Consider the following 17,383-nt stretch of genomic DNA (forward strand, 5'->3'; position numbering starts at 1 on the left):
AATCAGGAATAAATGGCAAACAAAAAATAAATAGGCTACACCTATTTTTATGCAGTCTTGTATAAAGGCTTATCTCATTAGCGTCTGCAGCATAAATCTATCAATGATCTGCCTGGAGATCTCCATAAAGTATGCCAGATCGCTAGCAATCTTGTCAGTATCCTTCTCATTCGGGTTAAAGTTTACGCGCAATTCCAAAGCCGGGCTGGCATCATTCTTTATATGCGCTATAGTGTATTTGGCAACAGGCACCTTTTGCGAAGAACTAGAATAATTCATGTCAGGTGCCATTTCAATTACCGGTATGCTGCCGAACTCGGATACCAGCTTGCTGTTTATTGCAGCCTTTATCTTGTTGAAATCATCGTCGCTTAAATCCCTGCCAAGAGCCATTGTATAATTGGCGTAGCCCTTCGCTTTCTTTATGCCATCTCTAGCTTCAACCATGCAACCACTGTATTAAATATATGGATTGGAACTGGTGCGCAATTAATATAATAAGCTTTCGTCCAGTATCGTCAGGAATAAAAAGCGCAGCGGAAAGGCTATACGAGGCTCTCTTCGGAAACGTCTATCTGGCTTACCCCGGATATGCTCTTAAGCCCCTCCTCAAGCTTTGTAGAGGTTGTTTCAGACTCTTCGAATACAAAGAATACCTTTAGCACCTTAATGCCGAAGGCTATGTCCTGGGCTTCTATGCTCGCGGGCTTCATCTTCTCCTTTATCTGCCTTACCACAGAATCCATCTTGCCCTCTTCAGGGTAAACATTAAATACGACACCTATGCGCGACATTATGGTCCCTCAAATCCGCACTTCTCGCACCTGTATATGTTTGTTATCTCTCTGCAGTGCATGCAGCGCACTATGTTGCTTTCCCCGCAATTCGGGCATTTGAATTCGGTATACTCGTGAGTGAGCCTACCGCATGAAACACATACCTTTCCTGGCAAATTGCTGGTTATAGAATCACCTGTTATTCGCGCGCTTTGCCTGGGCTGCAGTCTTGCTGCGTCTCTGCCCGCTAGTTTTTGCCGATCCGAGAAGCTTGAGCAGGACAACAAGTATTGCAATCAAAAGCGCGATAATGATTATGAGCAGAACAATTATTATATCTATCGCTAGTTGCTCCTCTACAAACTGGGCCTGCAAGCTGGCAGCGGTCTGGTTTGTGCTTTCCGGCGTGGTGCTCACAGGAACAAGGTTGCTTTTTATCTGCGAAGTTGCATTGCTTATGAAGCCGGCAAGCATTGCAGCGTTATACCCGTTAAGCAGGTAGTTTGTCGCATTGCTCGAATTGCGTGCAAGCATCGATTCGTTAAGGTAGAAAAGTGCCTCCGCATCGAACTGCGTAGCCCATGAGCCGTAGCGCGTTCCATTGACCATGCTCTCTATGCCTGCCTCAAGCTGGGCATTGCTCAAAAGGCTCTGGTTTGTCACTTCATCCGTGCGTATGTAAGCAGCATCCAGAAGTGCCACTGGGTAATTTCCGCTCTTCAATGCCTGCTCGCCGCTTATCAGATATACACCAGGCACGTTAGCATCTCCTCCGCTCAATGCCTTTGAAATTTCGCTGCTTGCAATGGCCCCGAGCTCGCTATTGGGCGCCACCTTTGCCGCGCCTGCGCCATAACCAGACGAATAGATGTGGCTTGCCGCATTGCACCAAGCATATGCCTCTGCTCCAGAATATACATTCCTTAATATGCCATCGGAGTCTATCGCTGTCGCATTGTACTGGTCCAGCAGGCTTGTTATAGTCACATTGCCCCAAAGCTGCCTTAGCTCTCCGTTTGCTATGTAGTTGTAATTTACTGCCGTAAGGTTTGGCGGTGTAAGCGAACTGCAGTAATCTTCAATCGACCCTAGCAGGTCAAAGCCCTGCTGCTTTGTCAAGTGCGGGTTCTGGAACATAAACGAATTCAAATAGTCTATGAAAGCAATGTCGGCCCCTGCATAGTAATAGCCCTTATCGGATAATGCCTGCGCCTCGCCGAGCAGCGCTGACATGTTGCTGGTTATCGCCTTAAAGCCGCTGTATCTTGAGGCATTCAGCAGCGAGCTATTTGTGAAATTGAATGTGTAATCAGCAAGGCTCATTATCGTGCTCTGGTTGCAGAAGTTCGAGCACGATATCGTTGCTTGCGGTATCTTTGACACGCTGTAATTCACATAGTTGTCAAACCTAATCCCCTTGCCTGCTATGCTGCCAGCGCCGCTAGCGTATGCGAAGGCCTGCGATACGTTGGATATTGGGACAACTTCTATGCCGAAATACTTCTCCGCAATGTAATATATCTCGCTCTCCAGCGAGTCATTCCCGGCAAACGGCACCATAATGAAGCCCATTCCGCCGCTCTTTGCTGCACCTATCTTGTCATAAGCGCCTCCGATAAGCCCTATGCTTCCATTATAGTTTATCACGCCTGTGACGGTAAAGTTGCTCATCAATGGCCTTCCGGAAAGTGCAGACAAGGCAAGAAGGGTCATGGCAGTGCCAGCGCTCGGCCCAGAGACGTTTGCGCCAGCATCGTATATGTCGTAGCTAAAGTTATAATCATTGAAATTTTTATGCAGTAGCGCAGATGCAACATGGGCTGCTGCGACCGACGAATTCAACGTGCTGTTCCCAACTACTGCAGGCCCGCTTATGCTTACATAGCCTATGCCCTTCGTGACTGTCAGGTTTATTACTGTTATCACGCCGCTGTTGTTTTCGAGTATGACTGCAGGGGCGTGTATGCTGGCTGTGCCGACAATCTGCGCTCCAGCATACCCTGCTGTAAAAATAAGAAACATGAACGCTAAGCTGTAATATACGTGCTCCATCAAATCAACAATATTTTGGGTTAAATGCTTAAAAATAATGGGTTGAATTATATAACCGCAAGTCAATGCGCATGCAAATCACAGGTTTTCATATTTCGTAGACCTCTGCCATATGTCTTCGAACCTCGATACGGCTTCGCTCCTGTTTATGGAAACTATGTGCTCGCTTTTCCTGTTTATGATATTCATTGGCGGTATCTTGTATGCGTTCTTGGAATCTATTATAAGCCTTTCATGCTGCTGCTGTGCGTCGTTGCCTGGCATTACTCTTAGCTCTAGGGAAATGCCCTTGTTGGACAGCTCTTCCTTGAAATCGAAATAGTTCCTGTGGAAATGGCTGCCAAGCCTGCTCGTGCCTGTCAGGATCCTTAGCAAGCTGTGCTCCTGCACATGCCCTTCCATAAGCATCAGCAGGTTCTCCATGGCTTTGTCGTCGAAATGCATGTCAAGTATGCTTATGTCTCCGGAAAGCTTGCTGAAGAACCTGCTGGAGAGCACAAGCATGTTTGAATACGGCGTCTCAGGGTTTATGCTTATTGGCCTAAGCGAGTAGCTGCCGTGCCTCCTGCTGGAGTCTGAGAACCCTATGGCGCCTGCCGCTACGCCAAGCGCTACTCCAGCGAAAGGCCCAAGCCCTATTAACGGGCCTAGGTAGAAATCCGCGTTTAATACTCCAAGCAGCATTCCAAATATGATTGAAGAGAATAGCATGCCAACGCTGAGCACCCTATAGCTTTGCCTTCCTAAAAGCCATACCGCGCCTATTGCAAATATTATGAGTGCAAACGGCAGCATTATGTAGGTTATATGCACGGCTATGGCAAGGGCAGAAGAGCCTGACAGCGAAGCGATCAGGGTATTGGAAGGCGTTATGTTGTATGCAGTTATCATTGAAGTTATGCCCTTAACAAGCCCTACAGAATACGAAAGCACCTGCATATAGTAGAAATCCGAAAGCATGGCTATGAAGCCTGCGATTAAGGCAGCATACGCTAGCGAAGTGTGCCTGGACTTTACCGGTGCCTGATTTTGCATATGGTTAATTCGCTTATAAACATTTAAGGCTTAACTAAAAGTTTCGATTTGCCAAGCCTTTGCAGGAGTGCGGCATTGCCGGAAAAAGCAGCATGGCAAGCAGGTTTATATCTATTGCATGAGAATATGATCTATGGACTACTTGTTCAGGTTTGAAAAGCCAAGGCAGTACCAAAAAGAAATGGTAGAGGACATATACGATGCCCTTGAGCGCCGCACCGACATACTGGTCAATGCGCCCACCGGCATAGGCAAGACAGACGCTTCCATAAGCGCTGCCCTCACATTCGCATTGAAGAACGATTTGGACGTTTTCTTCCTGACGCCAAAGATATCGCAGCACAAAATAGCAGTGGAAGCCCTTTCAGGCATAAAAGCCAAATCCGGAATGGGCTTCAACTTTGTAGACATAGTTGGAAAGCAGAACATGTGCATAAACGATTCGGTCAACATGATAGAGAGCGATGCGTTCTACGGCGCATGCGAGAGCTTGGTAAAATCCGGAAAGTGCGGATTCTTCTCCGCGGCAAAGAACTTCGAGCCTTCGGCATTGGACTACGGGCACATGGAAAAGGGCCACAACTCGTTTTTTGACTTTGCATTCAAGCATGGTGTGTGCGCTTATGAAATCGCAGCAAAGCTCGCCAGGAACTCCAGGGTTGTCATTGCGGGGTATGCGCACCTCCTCAACCCCTACAACAAGGGCACCTTCCTGAAGAAAATAGGCCATACGCTAGACAATTCAATAGTCATATGGGATGAGGCGCATAACCTAATGAACGCAGCGAGCTCGTATTTCAGCAGCGCAATAACATCGGTTGGGATAGAGCGCGCAATGAAGGAACTTGGCCAGATAGGCAGCAGCATAGACCTAGATTACCTGAAATTCGAGCTAGGCAGGCTAGCTGAGAAAAAACTTTCAGGCAGCACTATGGAATCATTTGTCTCATTAGATGAATTTCCGGAAGAGATAACTGCAAACGCCGAAAAGCTAATCGATCAGCTTGACAAGGCGGCGCTGGAATACATCCAGTCAAAGAATGCCAAGCGCAGCGCCATAGTCCACGTATCGCGCTTCCTTAAAAGCTTCATGGATGCAGACGCATCAACCGCAAGGATCATATCCAAAAAGTCTGGAAGGCCAGCGCTGCTGGTGAGCTGCCTTTACCCGGAGCGTGCCATCACAGTTTTCCAGGAAGCATACGCAAACGTGTTCATGAGCGCAACGCTGCAGCCAATGGCAATGTATGCAGATCTTTTTGGCCTCAAGAATTCTGTGGCAAAGAGCTATCGGTCCCCATTTCCCAAGGGCAACGTGAACGCATACATAGATGATGAATTCACTACAAAGTTCTCATACCGTTCAGCTGAGCAGTACAAGCGCATTGCACAGCGCATCCAGTCAATAAAGCAGGTTACTCCAGGAAACCTGGCTGTATTCTTTCCGAGCTTTTCCGTGCTGGACGGGGTTGCGCGGCACATAAGCTTCAGCAGGAAATACACGCAGCGCAGCTCAATGAAGAGCATAGCAACGGAGAACCTGATAAAAAGCTTCATAGACGATGGCAACGGCCTGCTGCTTGCAGTGATGGGCGGCAGCCTGAGCGAGGGCGTAGACTACCCAAACAACGCAATAAAGGGCATAGCCATTGTAGGTATACCGCTGGCGGTTCCGGACCTGGAGCTCAGGGCGCAGATCGCATACCTGGATAAGAAATTCAGCGGCAAAGGGCAGGACTATGCGTACATAATACCTGCTTTGATAAGGACCATACAGGCCTCAGGAAGGGCCATAAGGAGCGAAAGCGACAGGGCTACGATAGTGCTGATGGACAGGAGGTATTCATGGCGCATTTACAGGTCTGTGGTCTCAAACAGCATAAGCATAAAGGAGACTGGTGACTACATAAACGACATGCGACTTTTCTGGAGCGGCAGGCACATTGACGCATTTAGCCTAGGGAACGAGCTTGCACTCAAGCATTGACAAAAGCAGCCTCATAGCAGCATGTAAAAAACGTAGTACAAGCCAAGCCCGATGGCAACGCCAAGCAGCAGCGGTGGTATTGCAGGAAGCGCACGCTTGTAGCGCCTGAGTATGAACATCGTGATCACAAGCCCTATTACTGCCCCGAACACTACAAAAAAGCTGAGCACAAAGCTGAGCGAAACTTTGAAGGCTGCCACTGCAACCATGAGCGGTATGGCAAGGTCGCCTGTCCCGAGCGCAACATTGGCTGAAACCGGCACAAGGCCGAGGTTCTTCGCCTTTTCGACTGCCGGATGCCTGCTCAGCCTGCTTTTCCTGGTCTTAATGGCAGACTCGTATTCCCTCAGCTCCTTGCTGGTGAATGAGGACCTTGGCACTGCTTCAACCTCGTTCATGTCTACCATGAATGCGAGATTGTTCTCAGTGACAACATTGGCAAGCGTCAGCATGTGCTTTGTTATGAAAACCGCTATGAAGTCGTATACCGCGAGCAGCACCATGAATATAAGCGCCGCTATGAAGCTGAAGCTGAATCCAAGCACCGCCCCTACGCCTATGCTGGCGATTATCGCTGCTACATTCTTCAGCTTAGGCCACTTGTTTTTCGAAACTATCAGCGCTACAGAAAGTATTATCGCTCCAATGCCTGCGGCAAGCGAGCTCTGGGTTATGTAAGCCAGTATTACAAGGAAAACGTAGAACGAGGCTATGAATAGAACAAGCGCTTCTATTATTACATAGATCTTCACTCCCCTGTAGAACCTGAACAGCACCAGCATGCCAATTGCAAGAAATATTATATACGCGATAAGCAGCAGCGCGTTTACCGGCGTGTTTATTACCTGCGTGCTCTGGACCTGCTGGAACGATGCGCCGTTAAACCATAGCGTTGCGAGCGCTAGCCCTGCGAACTGCACGATCATGAACATGGTTAGGATGCCAAAAAGCTGCCTGTTCTCTATGACCCTGCGCTCCAATGCAACACCTACTCCGCTTCGTGGTGCACCAGCTTTATGACACCCTGCCTCGGCCTGTAGATGTCGCCGGCCCTCTCAAGCTCGGATATGTACTTGCTTGCTGTTGCAGAGTCTATGCCAGCAGCCTCTGCTTCCTCTATAACCTGCTGCGTCTTTACGCTCTCGTCGCCCTCTTCGCTAAGCTTCTTTATTATATTTAGCATTGTGTTGATCTTGTCAACCTTCTCCCTCGGCATGCCTGTTAATATGGTGTCTATGTCTATGCGTCCGCCGGTATCGACAGCCAAGGACTTAAGCATGAACTTGCTCAGGTCTATTGCCAGGTCTGCATCCGCAACGCCGACGACTTCTGCAAGCCTCGACTTGGCGCTTGCCTCGCTCATCCTCACAAGCCCTTCTATCTGCCTGGGCGTTATCGGAACCGCGCCCTGCTTCATGCCGGTCTTTCTCAAGTCTATATAATACTCCATTATCCGGTTGGCGGCCTCGCCGCTAAGCCTTGGCGAGACGTATTTTCTTGCATAAGCAATGTACTTGCGCAGAAGCTCGTTGTCTATTGGCGGAGCCTCAACCTGCTCGAACTCCTTTATGTCGGCAAGCTTAGCGCCTGCAGCCTCATGCTGCACCAGTATGTGCTTTGCAATGTTCTTGTCGAGCTCTTCGTCCATCACGTCTGTTATCGGGAATATCAGGTCGAATCTCGAAAGCAAGGTTGGCGGTATGTCGAACTGCTCGGCCGGATACCTGTGCTGGTCAAACCTTCCGAATTTTGGGTTTGCAGCTGCAAGCACTGCTGCCCTTGCGCTGAACGTTGCTATTATGCCTGCCTTGGCCACGCTTATTGTCTGCGATTCCAGCGCTTCGTGCAAAGAAGCCTTGTCCTCTGGGCTTATCTTGTCGAATTCATCGATAGCCACTACGCCGCCGCTTCCAAGCACCATGGCCCCTGCCTTCAGCGTCCATCCACCTTCCGAGAAGTCGTCCCTTTCAGCGACCGCAGTAAGGCCGCCGCCGGTAACTGACTTGCCGCTCACGTATATGCCTTTCGGCACGAGGTTCGACACCGCTTGCAGTATCCTTGTCTTGGCGCTTCCAGGATCGCCTATGAGCATGATGTGCATATCGCTCCTTATGATGCCGCCGTCTACCAATGTCTTTCCTGAAGTGCCGCCAAACAGCTGCAACGCGACAGCCCTTTTTATCTCTTCAAAGCCGTATATCGATGGAGCTATGGACTTGGCTATCTTGTCAAATATCTGAGGGTCCTTGGAAAGCTCCAATATCTCCCTTACCTCTTCATCGCTTATGGCCAGGTCGGCGAACTCCTTCTGCTTTGGAACTATCGACACTGCCTCAAGGAACATGGTATACAAATCAGATTCGACCTTGCCCTTGGCGTTTTTCCTAGGGCGTATGCGCAGCACTCCGACAAGCTCTATCCTGTCTCCAGGTATCACGGTGTTGACCAAATCGTCCTGGAGCCAAACCTCGAGCTGCCATGTGGGGGTATTGCCGCGCAGCTTTTCCAGCGGATCCTGCACTGCAATCCTCTGCATGTTAATGAATTGCGATTCCTCAGGCACTGGCTTGATGCCCCGCCTTTTGCACTGCGGGCATATGTCAGGCACAGGGTCCTTCCCAACCTGCAGCGTGTACTTTGTGCCACAATACGTGCATTCGTACACGCCTATCCTTACCTTGGGGCTTATCTCAGACCTTTTCACTATAAGGCTGTCAAGCGAAACGAGCTTGGATATGTAGGAGGAGCCGACGTCCTGCACTAGCGGGTTGTTTATCTGCAGCCCGAAAAAGCGCACGTGGACTTCATAGTTGCCCAGGTCCAGGTCGCCTAGCTTATACCTTAGGGACTCGTTAGCGGCCCTTGTGACAACATCTGGATTGTTTACGAGCTCGCTTGCAAGGTCAGGGTCGAATTTTGCAAGGTCCCCTATGTCAACCTTAAGGCTGCGCCTCTCCGGAAAATACAGCATTATCTCATTTATGCCTTCCCTGTAGTAGCGCTCAAGGAATTCGTCAAAGCGCGATTTTATTGCTTCGATAATTGCATCTTCCAAGGATTCACCTTTTTAGGCATAAATCAGAAAAACAATCCTATATGCGCATAAAAATTATTTATAATGTTCCTTTCGCAATAATTAATATCTTTTTGCAATCGCGCCCAAGGTGCTTTGACGGACAAAAAAAGGATAATAGTGACATCTGCATTGCCTTATTCAGAGGCAATGCCGCATCTTGGCAACCTTGTGGGCTCAATGCTGCCTGCTGATATATTCTACAAATACACCAAATTAGCAGGCTATGACTCTATATATATCTGCGGCTCGGACCAGCACGGCACCCCAATAGAGCTCAGGGCAATAAAGCTCGGAAAATCCCCAGAAGAGCTTTCCGACAGCGTGCACAACGCCATAAAGATGGCATTGGAGGCATTTGAATGCACCTTCACATACTACGGCAAGACCAATTCAGAGAGCAACAAGGAGACCGTATACGAGCTCTTCGAAGCGCTTAATCGCAACGGCTACATACTTGCCCAGGAATCGGTCATGCCCTTCTGCAGGATCGACAAGCGCTTCCTTACCGACAGGCTCATAGAAGGCACATGCCCTTACTGCGGATTCGAAAGCGCCCGCGGCGATCAATGCGACAACTGCGGAAGGCTGCTGACGCCTCAAGAGCTCATAGAGCCCCATTGCACGCTGTGCCATGGAAAAGAAATAGAATTCCGCAAAACGAAAAACCTCGCAATAGACCTTAAAAAGCTGCAGCCAGATATTGAGGGATTTGTAAAAAGCCGCGCAAAGAACAACTGGTCCAAAAACGCTGTAAACAAGACGCTAAGCTACTTGGAGCAGGGCCTTCAGCCCAGGGAGATAACAAGGGACATGAAATGGGGCTTCCCTGTGCCCCTGAAAGGGTTCGAAGACAAGGTTTTTTACGTGTGGTTCGATGCGGTCATAGGCTATATAGGCATAACCAGGGAATGGTCAGAGGACTGGAAAGGGTATTGGAAGGACCCAGACACGAGGCTTGTGCAATTCATGGGAAAGGACAACATAGAGTTCCATACGATGATGTGGCCTGCCATACTCATTGGCTCCGACAGCGGCTATGTGCTTCCAAGCACGATAATAGCGTATGAGTACCTCAATTCCCACGGCCTCAAGTTTTCCAAAAGCAGAGGCATAGGCAGCCTGAACATCGAAAATGCCCCAAGGATATTGGAGCCTGACTACTGGAGGTTTGCCCTATCGTACCTGTTGCCTGAAACTGCAGACACCGAATTCACAATCGCAGGCTTCGTGGAGATAATAAATAAGGTGATGAACGACAAGATAGGGAACTTCGTGCACAGGGTTCTCACGATATCAAAGTCCAACAGGCCCTTGCTTGGCGAGAGCATGGAAATAAGCAAGGAGCACATTGCTACAGTGCAGCCTATCGTTGAAAGCTATATTGCCAACTTTGAAAGCTTCAAGATACGCGAGGCCCTGAAGGATGTAATAAGGCTTGCCGAAGCCGGCAACGAAATAATGTCAAATAGGCAGCCTTGGGCCCTTGCCAAAGCCGCGTCAGGCAGTGCAAAAGCGAAAGGCGAGTTCGCAGAAATAATAGGGTCGCTTGCATGGATCGTGCATGCTGTCGGCATAATGCTGTGGCCGTTCGCCCCTGCAGCAAGCACAACCATATTGTCGTATTTCTCAGCGAGCCAGGCAAAGCTCAGCTCAATCTGGCATCCTGTGAAACTGGGCAGCCTTGAAGGCCTGAACCCAGTTTTCAATAAGGTCACTGACGAGCAGCTGCGCGAGCTTGAAAAGTTCGAATCGGATTAAAGGGCTATAGGAAAAAATAAATATTATGAAAGCGCCTATCCTATCATGGCAACGGTAACAAGGGCAACAGTCTACAAAATAAACGGCAGCGAGGTTGAGGCAGTAGAGCGAAACGTATGGTCCCTAAGCAACTTTATCCTGAACGAAAAGTACGCCTCAGGGCTTGTGAAATTCAGGCTTACGGAGAAACCTAAAATAAACACCGGCTACGGCCATTATAACATAATAATGGAATCGCCAACAATGACGCTGCACCAGGGGACCGCAAAAATCATAGGCGTATGCAACACCGAAGCCTATCAGCTTACGGTAAAACTAAGCATGATGATGGGCCTTGCTATAGAGCGATCAGGCTATGCCGATGCCATAATGTACCTGTATAAAGAGCCTTCAACAGAAAACCTCCAGTCTCGTGGCGAGCAGGTAAGGCTGGTCTCAAACATGCAAAAGCAGCAGCAGTCATATGCAAGATACGACATAAAATCTGCCCTTCGCACTGACCTTAACTTCAAAAGCCATCCTGAAAGCACGATAACGTTGCTGTACGAGGCACCGTTCATCGAAAAAGCCACAGGCAGGGCCGTAACCAACAATATAATACTGAAAGACCTGCCAATGGGCAAGAAGGAGATAGAGCACATTTTGGACAAAAAGGTAATAGCAAAGCTCACGGATTTCTGAGCCAGCATAATGGCATTGCTCTGGAAGCGAATGCATTCGAGGCATGCCCTTAATATATATAAATCTTTGTTGGCATAATAAGAGTAACTTTGCGGATTTGGCATTTATGCATGTGCATCGCAGAGCCGCTTTATTTTACGAAGCAAAATAAGGTAAGCTTATACACAAAGTGGTTTTATGAGTCAATCTAGCAGACAGATACATGGCCCATCCTCGACAAAGAGTTCGGGAAACGGGAAAAAGAAGATAAGTGCAAAGGACAAAAGGAGGAGTTACATTGGCAATTATTTTAGCTCTACAAAGCTCGCGGAAAAGGATTTAAAAGACAGGATAAGAAGGAGGGGCGGCACAGTCGCGGCAAGGCTGAAGCATGCGGCAACTGCAAGCATTCTCACAAAAGACGGCTATAAAAAGGCAGTCATACGCGGAGTCCTGGAATCAAAGGACAACAGGAACTTTGCAAGGCAGAATATAATAACAAAAGGCACGATAATCAATACAGACATAGGCAAGGCTTCAGTCATAAATAGGCCAGGCCGTGAAGGTACAGTAATTGCAAAGCTTCTCGAGTGATTAAATGTCTGAAGTCGTGTACGTTTTTGACAGGTCAGACATGGACAAGCTCGGAAAGGTGCTTTCCTACGACCCTTATTTGGACAAGGAGCTCCTGCCTGACATGCCAGAAGAGCTTTCCGACAAAAAATACCTGGAGCAGCACCCGGAAGCAAAAGAGAAGGCAAAGGAGCTGTCCGAAAGGATAAACAAGGCCAAGGAAAGGCTAAAGAACGACCCAATGCTCAACACGATATTCGCCAGGCAGGAATACAGCCTGCGCGAAGGCTCATCCCTTGGAATGGACCAGAGCAAATGCTACCTGTACATAAAGGCAAGCGACGATTTTATTGCAAAGGCGGAGCAAAAGCTGAAAAAGGAGTTTGCCAGTTTCGCCAAGGCGGACCCGGAAACATCCCAGAAGGTCATAAGCTTCATAAGCGAGGAGCAGCAGCGCGCGAATGAGGGCTTCGGCTCAATATTCGGTTAGTTTGGTGATCGCATAAACATACTAAGCATAAACGATCTTTCAAAGGACGACATGCTTGCCATATTCGAGATTGCGGACAACCTTAAGGAGAACAAAGAGCAGACAACGCTAAAGGAAAATTCCGTGCTGGCCCTATTTTTCGAAAAGCCGTCAACAAGGACAAGGACGTCGTTCGAGGCTGGAATATCGCAGCTGGGCGGCAAAGGCATATACATAGATGCAGCTACCACGCAGCGCAGCCGCGGCGAGCCAATGGGCGACATAGCCCGCATGCTCAGCAGCTATTGCGACTTCATAGCTGCAAGGCTATACAAGCATGACGATCTTCTAGAGATGGCGGCCAATTCAAGCGTTCCTGTGATAAATGCGCTTACTGACATAGAGCATCCGACCCAGGCGCTTGTGGACATGTATACCATAGGCGCGCACATCAAGAACCTCAAGAACGCAAAAATTGCATTTGTCGGTGATATAGCGACAAACACTGCGAATTCGCTAATGCTTGCAGCAACAAAGCTGGGCGCGCAGATATCCCTTGTAGGCCCTAAGGACTACATGCCCAACAGCACCTATTTCAACAAGGCCAGGGAGCACGGCATTGTTTATGTGTACAACAGCGTAGAAGAGGGGCTTGAAGGGGCAAATATCGTATACACAGACACATTTGTAAGCATGGGCCAGGAGGCCGACGCAGAATCGAGGCGCGCGCTGTTCAAGGACTACCAGGTCAATTCAAAAATGCTTGAATATGCGGATCCTGAAGCGCTGATAATGCACTGCCTGCCTGCGCACCGCGGCGAAAGAAGAGATAACTGCAGATGTCCTGGAGGGGCCAAAGAGCATAGTGTGGGAGCAGGCAAAAAACAAGCTGCTAATAGCAAAGGCAGTGCTGTTATTCCTTTCAATAGAGCAGCGCTGATAATTATATAGCTTTTAGCCTAAAATAGTCTATTATGGACCTTATAGCAAAATCAGCATTCGCAGTATTGATACTTGTTGCAATAGCTGCAGTCATATTCCTGGCCGTGCAGCTGCTGCACTATTCCCAAAAACCGTACATCAGCTCGGCGCAGGCCGCTAATGCTGTGCTCAATGACATACGACAGAACTATCCGGATTCTTTCGCCAGCGTGCTGTCTGTATCGAAATCCAATATAACAAACGACAGCTGGGATGTGGTAGTAAACGTCGTGTACAATTATACAACCCCGTGCCCTGAGGTGCTTAATGAAGGGTATGACTATCCGAGCTTTGAGTTTGTAGGGAGCGAATACAACCTTTATGCATCTGCATGCAACGTATATGGCTATGCAAATGCGCCGACATACATAGTGGGGTCGCCGTACATAGCAATAACCAGGGCATATGCATCAGGCAATGAAACCGTGCGCAATTACATAGGCACGTATGGATTCAACAGCACGACTGTGCATGCGCATTTCTATGCTGCGCCACCATCAAACAAGAGCCTCGATGCAATTGCTGCTGGCAGGAACGACACATGGATAATTACTTATACTGGCAATAAGGCTGCAAAGTCGCTGTATGTCGGGATGAGCCAGAACGGCACCATAATAAGCACTCTTGAGCTAAACGATTCAGCAACCGCATCGCAAAACAGCACAGGCTATCCAGCATAAGCATGTATTTGCATAAATATATGGATACACAAGTAAACAAAGTTTGCTTTTTAAATAAAAATTTTATTTTTGTACATATCATAAAGCCGCATAAAAAGCTTAACTACAATAAATCTACTCAGCAACAAAAACCTTTTAAAGCTTAGCAAACAAATTTTTGCGACCAAAAGGCGATCAGATGAGCGACTTCGTAAATGAAATGTTGGGTGGGAACGCTTCGACGAGCGAAACAGAAGACTTCGGTTCCTCACAGATAAAGATAGTTACTGCCGGCTTCGGTGGCGGCGGAAACAACATAATAAACAGGCTTGTAAAGGCCGGCGTGAAGGGCACAGAGTTCGTTGCTTTCAACACGGACTACCAGCATTTTAAAATCATAGACGAAAGGATAAACAAGATACTTATAGGGAAATCCCTTACAAGGGGCTTGGGCGCTGGCGGCGACCCGCTTCTCGGCGCGAAGGCGGCAGAGGTTGACAGGCCGCTCATAGAGAAAGCATTTGAAGGTGCGCAGCTCGTATTCCTATGCGCAGGCATGGGCGGCGGCACAGGCACTGGATCCATAAGGGTGGCAGCGCAAGTGGCAAAGGAGCAGGGTGCGATTGTAGTATCAATGGTTACATACCCGTTCGACCTGGAGAGGATAAGGAAGGTCAAGGCGGAGGAGGGCATCCAAGAGCTCAGGAAATACAGCGACAGCGTGATAATACTGGACAACAACAGGCTTGTAAAGCTTGTGCCGAACCTTCCAATGAACGATGCGTTTGCCTTGGCAGACGAAGTACTTGCAAAGGCGATCGGAGGGCTCGTTTGGACGATAACCCAGCCAAGCCTGATAAACATAGACTTCGCAGACGTACGTTCCATAATGGGCAACGGACAGGTCGGCTTCATAGCAGTCGGCAGTGGCAAGGGCACTGACAAGGTCAACATAGCTGCAGAAGCTGTTCTAAAAAACAAGCTTCTTGACGTGGACTTTGAGAATGCAAAAGGCGCGCTGATACACATATCAGGAGGCGCTTCGCTCACCATAGGCGACGCAATAAAGGCCGGCGAGATAATAACTGACCGCATGGACCCGAAGGCAAACATAAAATGGGGAGCAAGGCTCATACCCGGATATGACGACCAGATTGAGATAGTGGCAATAGTCACAGGCGTGAAAGGCTCTAGTATAATAGGGAAGCTGGAGGAAAAGAAGCACGAGTCTTCGTATTCGGATTTGGAGATGATAGGCTGATTATGCCTATCATCATTCATATTTGGTGACCAGAATGAGCAACATAGGAATGGATGAGGACTACACTGCAAAAATATTAGTGGTAGGTGCAGGCGGGCAGGGCAGCAACCTTGTGAACAGGCTCGTAAACAACGGCCTGTCAAGCGCAAAGACGCTAGCCATAAATACTGATGCCAAGCACCTGAACATGATCAAGGCCCACAAGAAGATACTTATCGGAAAGGAGATTACGCACGGCCTTGGCGCAGGCGGCTTTCCGGAAGTCGGCATGAAATGCGCTGAATCGAGCCAAAGCGAAATCTCGGAAGCGATACAGGGATACGACATGGTGTTCATATCCGCAGGCATGGGCGGCGGCACAGGCGGCGGATCAGCTCCAGTAATAGCCAAGCTGGCAAAGGAGCAGGGCTCGCTAGTCATAGGCTTTGTGACCTATCCATTCTCGCTAGAAAGAAGCAGGAAAACCAAGGCAGACTGGTCGCTGGACCAGCTGAGGAAGAACGCAGACACAACAATAGTTGTTGAAAACGACAGGCTGCTGAGCTATGCGCCAAACCTTCCTGTTGAGAAGTCGTTTGAGCTGATAGACAATATAGCATACAACGCGATAAAAGGCATAACAGATACAATCACGCTTCCAAGCCTGATAAACCTGGACTACGCGGACATACGCGCAGTACTGCGCGATGGCGGCACAGCAGTGATAAACCTGGGCTTTGGCAATGGCACGGACAAGGTGCAAAAAGCCATAAAATCAACGCTCACGCATCCTCTGCTGGATGTGGACGTGACCAATGGCAAGAGCGCACTGATCCACGTAAGCGGCGGAGTTTCTATGACAATAGACGAAGCGACAAAGATAGGAGAGGGCGTTACCGAAGGCCTGGACCCAAAAGCCAATGTCATCTTCGGCGCAAGGCTTGCCCCTGAAATGGGCGACCAGATACGCGTAATGTCAATAATCACAGGAGTCACGCCAAGGTTCGGCACAATGACCACCAAAGCTTCAAGCACTGAATTCAACGGGGAATTCCTTTCAGGGATAGACAGGGTATACTGACCTGGCTATTTCTATTTCTTTTTTCTTGCCCATTTTATTTATATTTAAATAACTTTTGATACCTAATCCTATGTAAAATCTATTTGGTAGTTATAATGACAGAAGAGGAGATACTTCACGCATCAGCGAAAGAGATAAAGGTCGGAAGGTTCATAGTTATAGACGGAATACCGTGCAAGGTGGTCGACATAGAGACCAGCTCGCCAGGCAAGCACGGCTCTGCAAAGATGCGCATAACGGCAATAGGCATATTTGACGGGCAGAAGAAGACACTGCTGAAGCCAAGCGATGGCGACGCAGAGGTCCCTGTAATAAAAAAGAAGAAGGTGCAGGTTGTATCTGTCACAGACTCATCGGCGCAGCTCATGGACCCCGAAACATATGAGGTATTCGACCTGCCTGTGCCAGAAGAGCTTAAGGGCAAGATAGAATCAGGGATGAACGCAGAGGTCATCGAGGCAATGGGAAAGCGTGCCATTTCAAGGATACTTGGCAGCAACGAGTGATTTTATGGAAATAAAAATAACCAGCGATAAGAAGAACAAGATTTTCAACAGAAGGGAAATAAATTTTGTTGTTGTAGGGGAAGGCAGCACGCCATCTGCAGCGGAAGTGAAAAAGGATCTGTGCAAAAAGCTGAACCTGAATCCCGACGCAACGACCGTGCGCCAGATAAAGCAGGTTTTTGGTTCAATGACATGCGAGTGCGATGCAGTTTCTTACGAGACGCCTGCTGAGCTTGCCCAAAATGAGAAGAAGTACTTACTGTCAAGGAGGGAAAAGTCAGCTTCCAAGCCCCAGGCGCAGGAGGGCCAGCAGGCAAGCGCCTGAACAGGCTGCAATAACGGTTGATTCTTATGGCTGAAGGCAAAAACGACAAAGGCGCAAAAAGCGCAAAGGAGAAACACAAACCTTACAAACCAGGCAAGATGTGCCCTAAATGCGGCTCTAGGATGGGTGAGCACCAGGACAGGTATGCATGCGGGAAATGCGGCTACACTGAATTCAAGTCGCAGAAGAAAAACGGTGCATAGAT

General features: G+C 48.6%; 19 protein-coding genes. 12 read left to right on the forward strand and 7 right to left on the reverse strand.

The genetic code is table 11. From position 1 onward, the window contains the following. Positions 1–69: 69 nt before the first annotated feature. From M1125_04175 to M1125_04195, 5 genes are all read right to left on the reverse strand, one after another. Complete coding sequence (locus tag M1125_04175; protein ID MCL5405001.1) at positions 70–447, reverse strand: hypothetical protein; 378 nt, start codon at positions 445–447, stop codon at positions 70–72. A 98-nt stretch (positions 448–545) separates the two neighbouring features. Further along, positions 546–794 (reverse strand): hypothetical protein, encoded by a 249-nt coding sequence (locus M1125_04180; protein ID MCL5405002.1) that lies wholly within the window; start codon positions 792–794, stop codon positions 546–548. After that, positions 794–952: a zinc finger domain-containing protein gene (locus M1125_04185; GenBank protein MCL5405003.1), complete on the reverse strand. Its 159-nt coding sequence runs from the start codon at positions 950–952 to the stop codon at positions 794–796. The genes M1125_04180 and M1125_04185 overlap by 1 nt, the downstream gene beginning before the upstream one ends. Before the next feature lie 16 nt (positions 953–968). Next, a complete protein-coding gene (locus M1125_04190) occupies positions 969–2,828 on the reverse strand; it encodes a hypothetical protein (GenBank protein ID MCL5405004.1) in 1,860 nt (619 codons plus the stop codon). A 78-nt stretch (positions 2,829–2,906) separates the two neighbouring features. After that, complete coding sequence (locus M1125_04195) at positions 2,907–3,863, reverse strand: hypothetical protein (GenBank protein ID MCL5405005.1); 957 nt, start codon at positions 3,861–3,863, stop codon at positions 2,907–2,909. A 133-nt stretch (positions 3,864–3,996) separates the two neighbouring features. Between M1125_04195 and M1125_04200 the strand changes: the two genes are divergently transcribed. Then, entirely contained in the window at positions 3,997–5,850 is a 1,854-nt protein-coding gene (locus M1125_04200; protein ID MCL5405006.1) for an ATP-dependent DNA helicase, read from the forward strand. An 11-nt stretch (positions 5,851–5,861) separates the two neighbouring features. Here M1125_04200 and M1125_04205 read toward each other — a convergent pair whose 3' ends face one another. After that, on the reverse strand, positions 5,862–6,830 hold the full coding sequence (locus M1125_04205) for a presenilin family intramembrane aspartyl protease (GenBank protein ID MCL5405007.1): 969 nt from the start codon (positions 6,828–6,830) through the stop codon (positions 5,862–5,864). An 8-nt stretch (positions 6,831–6,838) separates the two neighbouring features. Beyond that, on the reverse strand, positions 6,839–8,905 hold the full coding sequence (locus M1125_04210) for a minichromosome maintenance protein MCM (protein MCL5405008.1): 2,067 nt from the start codon (positions 8,903–8,905) through the stop codon (positions 6,839–6,841). Between the two features lie 114 nt (positions 8,906–9,019). Between M1125_04210 and metG the strand changes: the two genes are divergently transcribed. The 11 genes from metG to M1125_04265 all read left to right on the forward strand — a co-directional run bounded on the left by metG (position 9,020) and on the right by M1125_04265 (position 17,381). Next, on the forward strand, positions 9,020–10,684 hold the full coding sequence (metG, locus tag M1125_04215) for a methionine--tRNA ligase (protein MCL5405009.1): 1,665 nt from the start codon (positions 9,020–9,022) through the stop codon (positions 10,682–10,684). Between the two features lie 45 nt (positions 10,685–10,729). After that, positions 10,730–11,365: a hypothetical protein gene (locus M1125_04220; GenBank protein MCL5405010.1), complete on the forward strand. Its 636-nt coding sequence runs from the start codon at positions 10,730–10,732 to the stop codon at positions 11,363–11,365. 177 nt (positions 11,366–11,542) lie between these two features. Continuing rightward, positions 11,543–11,938 (forward strand): 30S ribosomal protein S8e, encoded by a 396-nt coding sequence (locus M1125_04225; protein MCL5405011.1) that lies wholly within the window; start codon positions 11,543–11,545, stop codon positions 11,936–11,938. A gap of 4 nt (positions 11,939–11,942) precedes the next feature. Continuing rightward, the gene (locus M1125_04230) at positions 11,943–12,407 is read left to right on the forward strand and encodes a hypothetical protein (GenBank protein ID MCL5405012.1); all 465 of its coding nucleotides are present in this window, start codon (positions 11,943–11,945) and stop codon (positions 12,405–12,407) included. A 51-nt stretch (positions 12,408–12,458) separates the two neighbouring features. Continuing rightward, the gene (gene argF, locus M1125_04235; GenBank protein MCL5405013.1) at positions 12,459–13,337 is read left to right on the forward strand and encodes an ornithine carbamoyltransferase; all 879 of its coding nucleotides are present in this window, start codon (positions 12,459–12,461) and stop codon (positions 13,335–13,337) included. A gap of 23 nt (positions 13,338–13,360) precedes the next feature. Then, positions 13,361–14,047: a hypothetical protein gene (locus M1125_04240; protein MCL5405014.1), complete on the forward strand. Its 687-nt coding sequence runs from the start codon at positions 13,361–13,363 to the stop codon at positions 14,045–14,047. 178 nt (positions 14,048–14,225) lie between these two features. Continuing rightward, on the forward strand, positions 14,226–15,287 hold the full coding sequence (ftsZ, locus tag M1125_04245; protein MCL5405015.1) for a cell division protein FtsZ: 1,062 nt from the start codon (positions 14,226–14,228) through the stop codon (positions 15,285–15,287). A 34-nt stretch (positions 15,288–15,321) separates the two neighbouring features. Then, positions 15,322–16,347, forward strand: a complete 1,026-nt coding sequence (gene ftsZ / locus M1125_04250) for a cell division protein FtsZ (GenBank protein MCL5405016.1) — start codon at positions 15,322–15,324, stop codon at positions 16,345–16,347. A 95-nt stretch (positions 16,348–16,442) separates the two neighbouring features. Continuing rightward, the gene (locus M1125_04255) at positions 16,443–16,853 is read left to right on the forward strand and encodes a translation initiation factor IF-5A (protein ID MCL5405017.1); all 411 of its coding nucleotides are present in this window, start codon (positions 16,443–16,445) and stop codon (positions 16,851–16,853) included. A gap of 4 nt (positions 16,854–16,857) precedes the next feature. Then, entirely contained in the window at positions 16,858–17,178 is a 321-nt protein-coding gene (locus M1125_04260) for a 30S ribosomal protein S24e (GenBank protein MCL5405018.1), read from the forward strand. Positions 17,179–17,204: 26 nt separating this feature from the next. Then, a complete protein-coding gene (locus tag M1125_04265; protein MCL5405019.1) occupies positions 17,205–17,381 on the forward strand; it encodes a 30S ribosomal protein S27ae in 177 nt (58 codons plus the stop codon). Positions 17,382–17,383 lie beyond the last annotated feature (2 nt).

Source organism: Candidatus Marsarchaeota archaeon, assembly GCA_023485295.1.
GTDB lineage: Archaea > Micrarchaeota > Micrarchaeia > Micrarchaeales > Micrarchaeaceae > Micrarchaeum_A.

Excerpts from the sequence above, each read along its gene's own strand:
- ftsZ (MCL5405015.1), top strand. The coding sequence starts at position 14,226 with ATGAGCGACTTCGTAAATGAAATGTTGGGTGGGAACGCTTCGACGAGC.
- M1125_04255 (MCL5405017.1), top strand. The coding sequence starts at position 16,443 with ATGACAGAAGAGGAGATACTTCACGCATCAGCGAAAGAGATAAAGGTC.
- M1125_04225 (MCL5405011.1), top strand. The coding sequence starts at position 11,543 with ATGAGTCAATCTAGCAGACAGATACATGGCCCATCCTCGACAAAGAGT.
- M1125_04200 (MCL5405006.1), top strand. The coding sequence starts at position 3,997 with ATGGACTACTTGTTCAGGTTTGAAAAGCCAAGGCAGTACCAAAAAGAA.
- M1125_04175 (MCL5405001.1), bottom strand. The coding sequence starts at position 447 with ATGGTTGAAGCTAGAGATGGCATAAAGAAAGCGAAGGGCTACGCCAAT.
- M1125_04190 (MCL5405004.1), bottom strand. The coding sequence starts at position 2,828 with ATGGAGCACGTATATTACAGCTTAGCGTTCATGTTTCTTATTTTTACA.
- M1125_04230 (MCL5405012.1), top strand. The coding sequence starts at position 11,943 with ATGTCTGAAGTCGTGTACGTTTTTGACAGGTCAGACATGGACAAGCTC.
- M1125_04260 (MCL5405018.1), top strand. The coding sequence starts at position 16,858 with ATGGAAATAAAAATAACCAGCGATAAGAAGAACAAGATTTTCAACAGA.
- M1125_04220 (MCL5405010.1), top strand. The coding sequence starts at position 10,730 with ATGGCAACGGTAACAAGGGCAACAGTCTACAAAATAAACGGCAGCGAG.
- M1125_04180 (MCL5405002.1), bottom strand. The coding sequence starts at position 794 with ATGTCGCGCATAGGTGTCGTATTTAATGTTTACCCTGAAGAGGGCAAG.
- M1125_04265 (MCL5405019.1), top strand. The coding sequence starts at position 17,205 with ATGGCTGAAGGCAAAAACGACAAAGGCGCAAAAAGCGCAAAGGAGAAA.
- argF (MCL5405013.1), top strand. The coding sequence starts at position 12,459 with ATGCTTGCCATATTCGAGATTGCGGACAACCTTAAGGAGAACAAAGAG.
- M1125_04240 (MCL5405014.1), top strand. The coding sequence starts at position 13,361 with ATGGACCTTATAGCAAAATCAGCATTCGCAGTATTGATACTTGTTGCA.
- M1125_04195 (MCL5405005.1), bottom strand. The coding sequence starts at position 3,863 with ATGCAAAATCAGGCACCGGTAAAGTCCAGGCACACTTCGCTAGCGTAT.
- ftsZ (MCL5405016.1), top strand. The coding sequence starts at position 15,322 with ATGAGCAACATAGGAATGGATGAGGACTACACTGCAAAAATATTAGTG.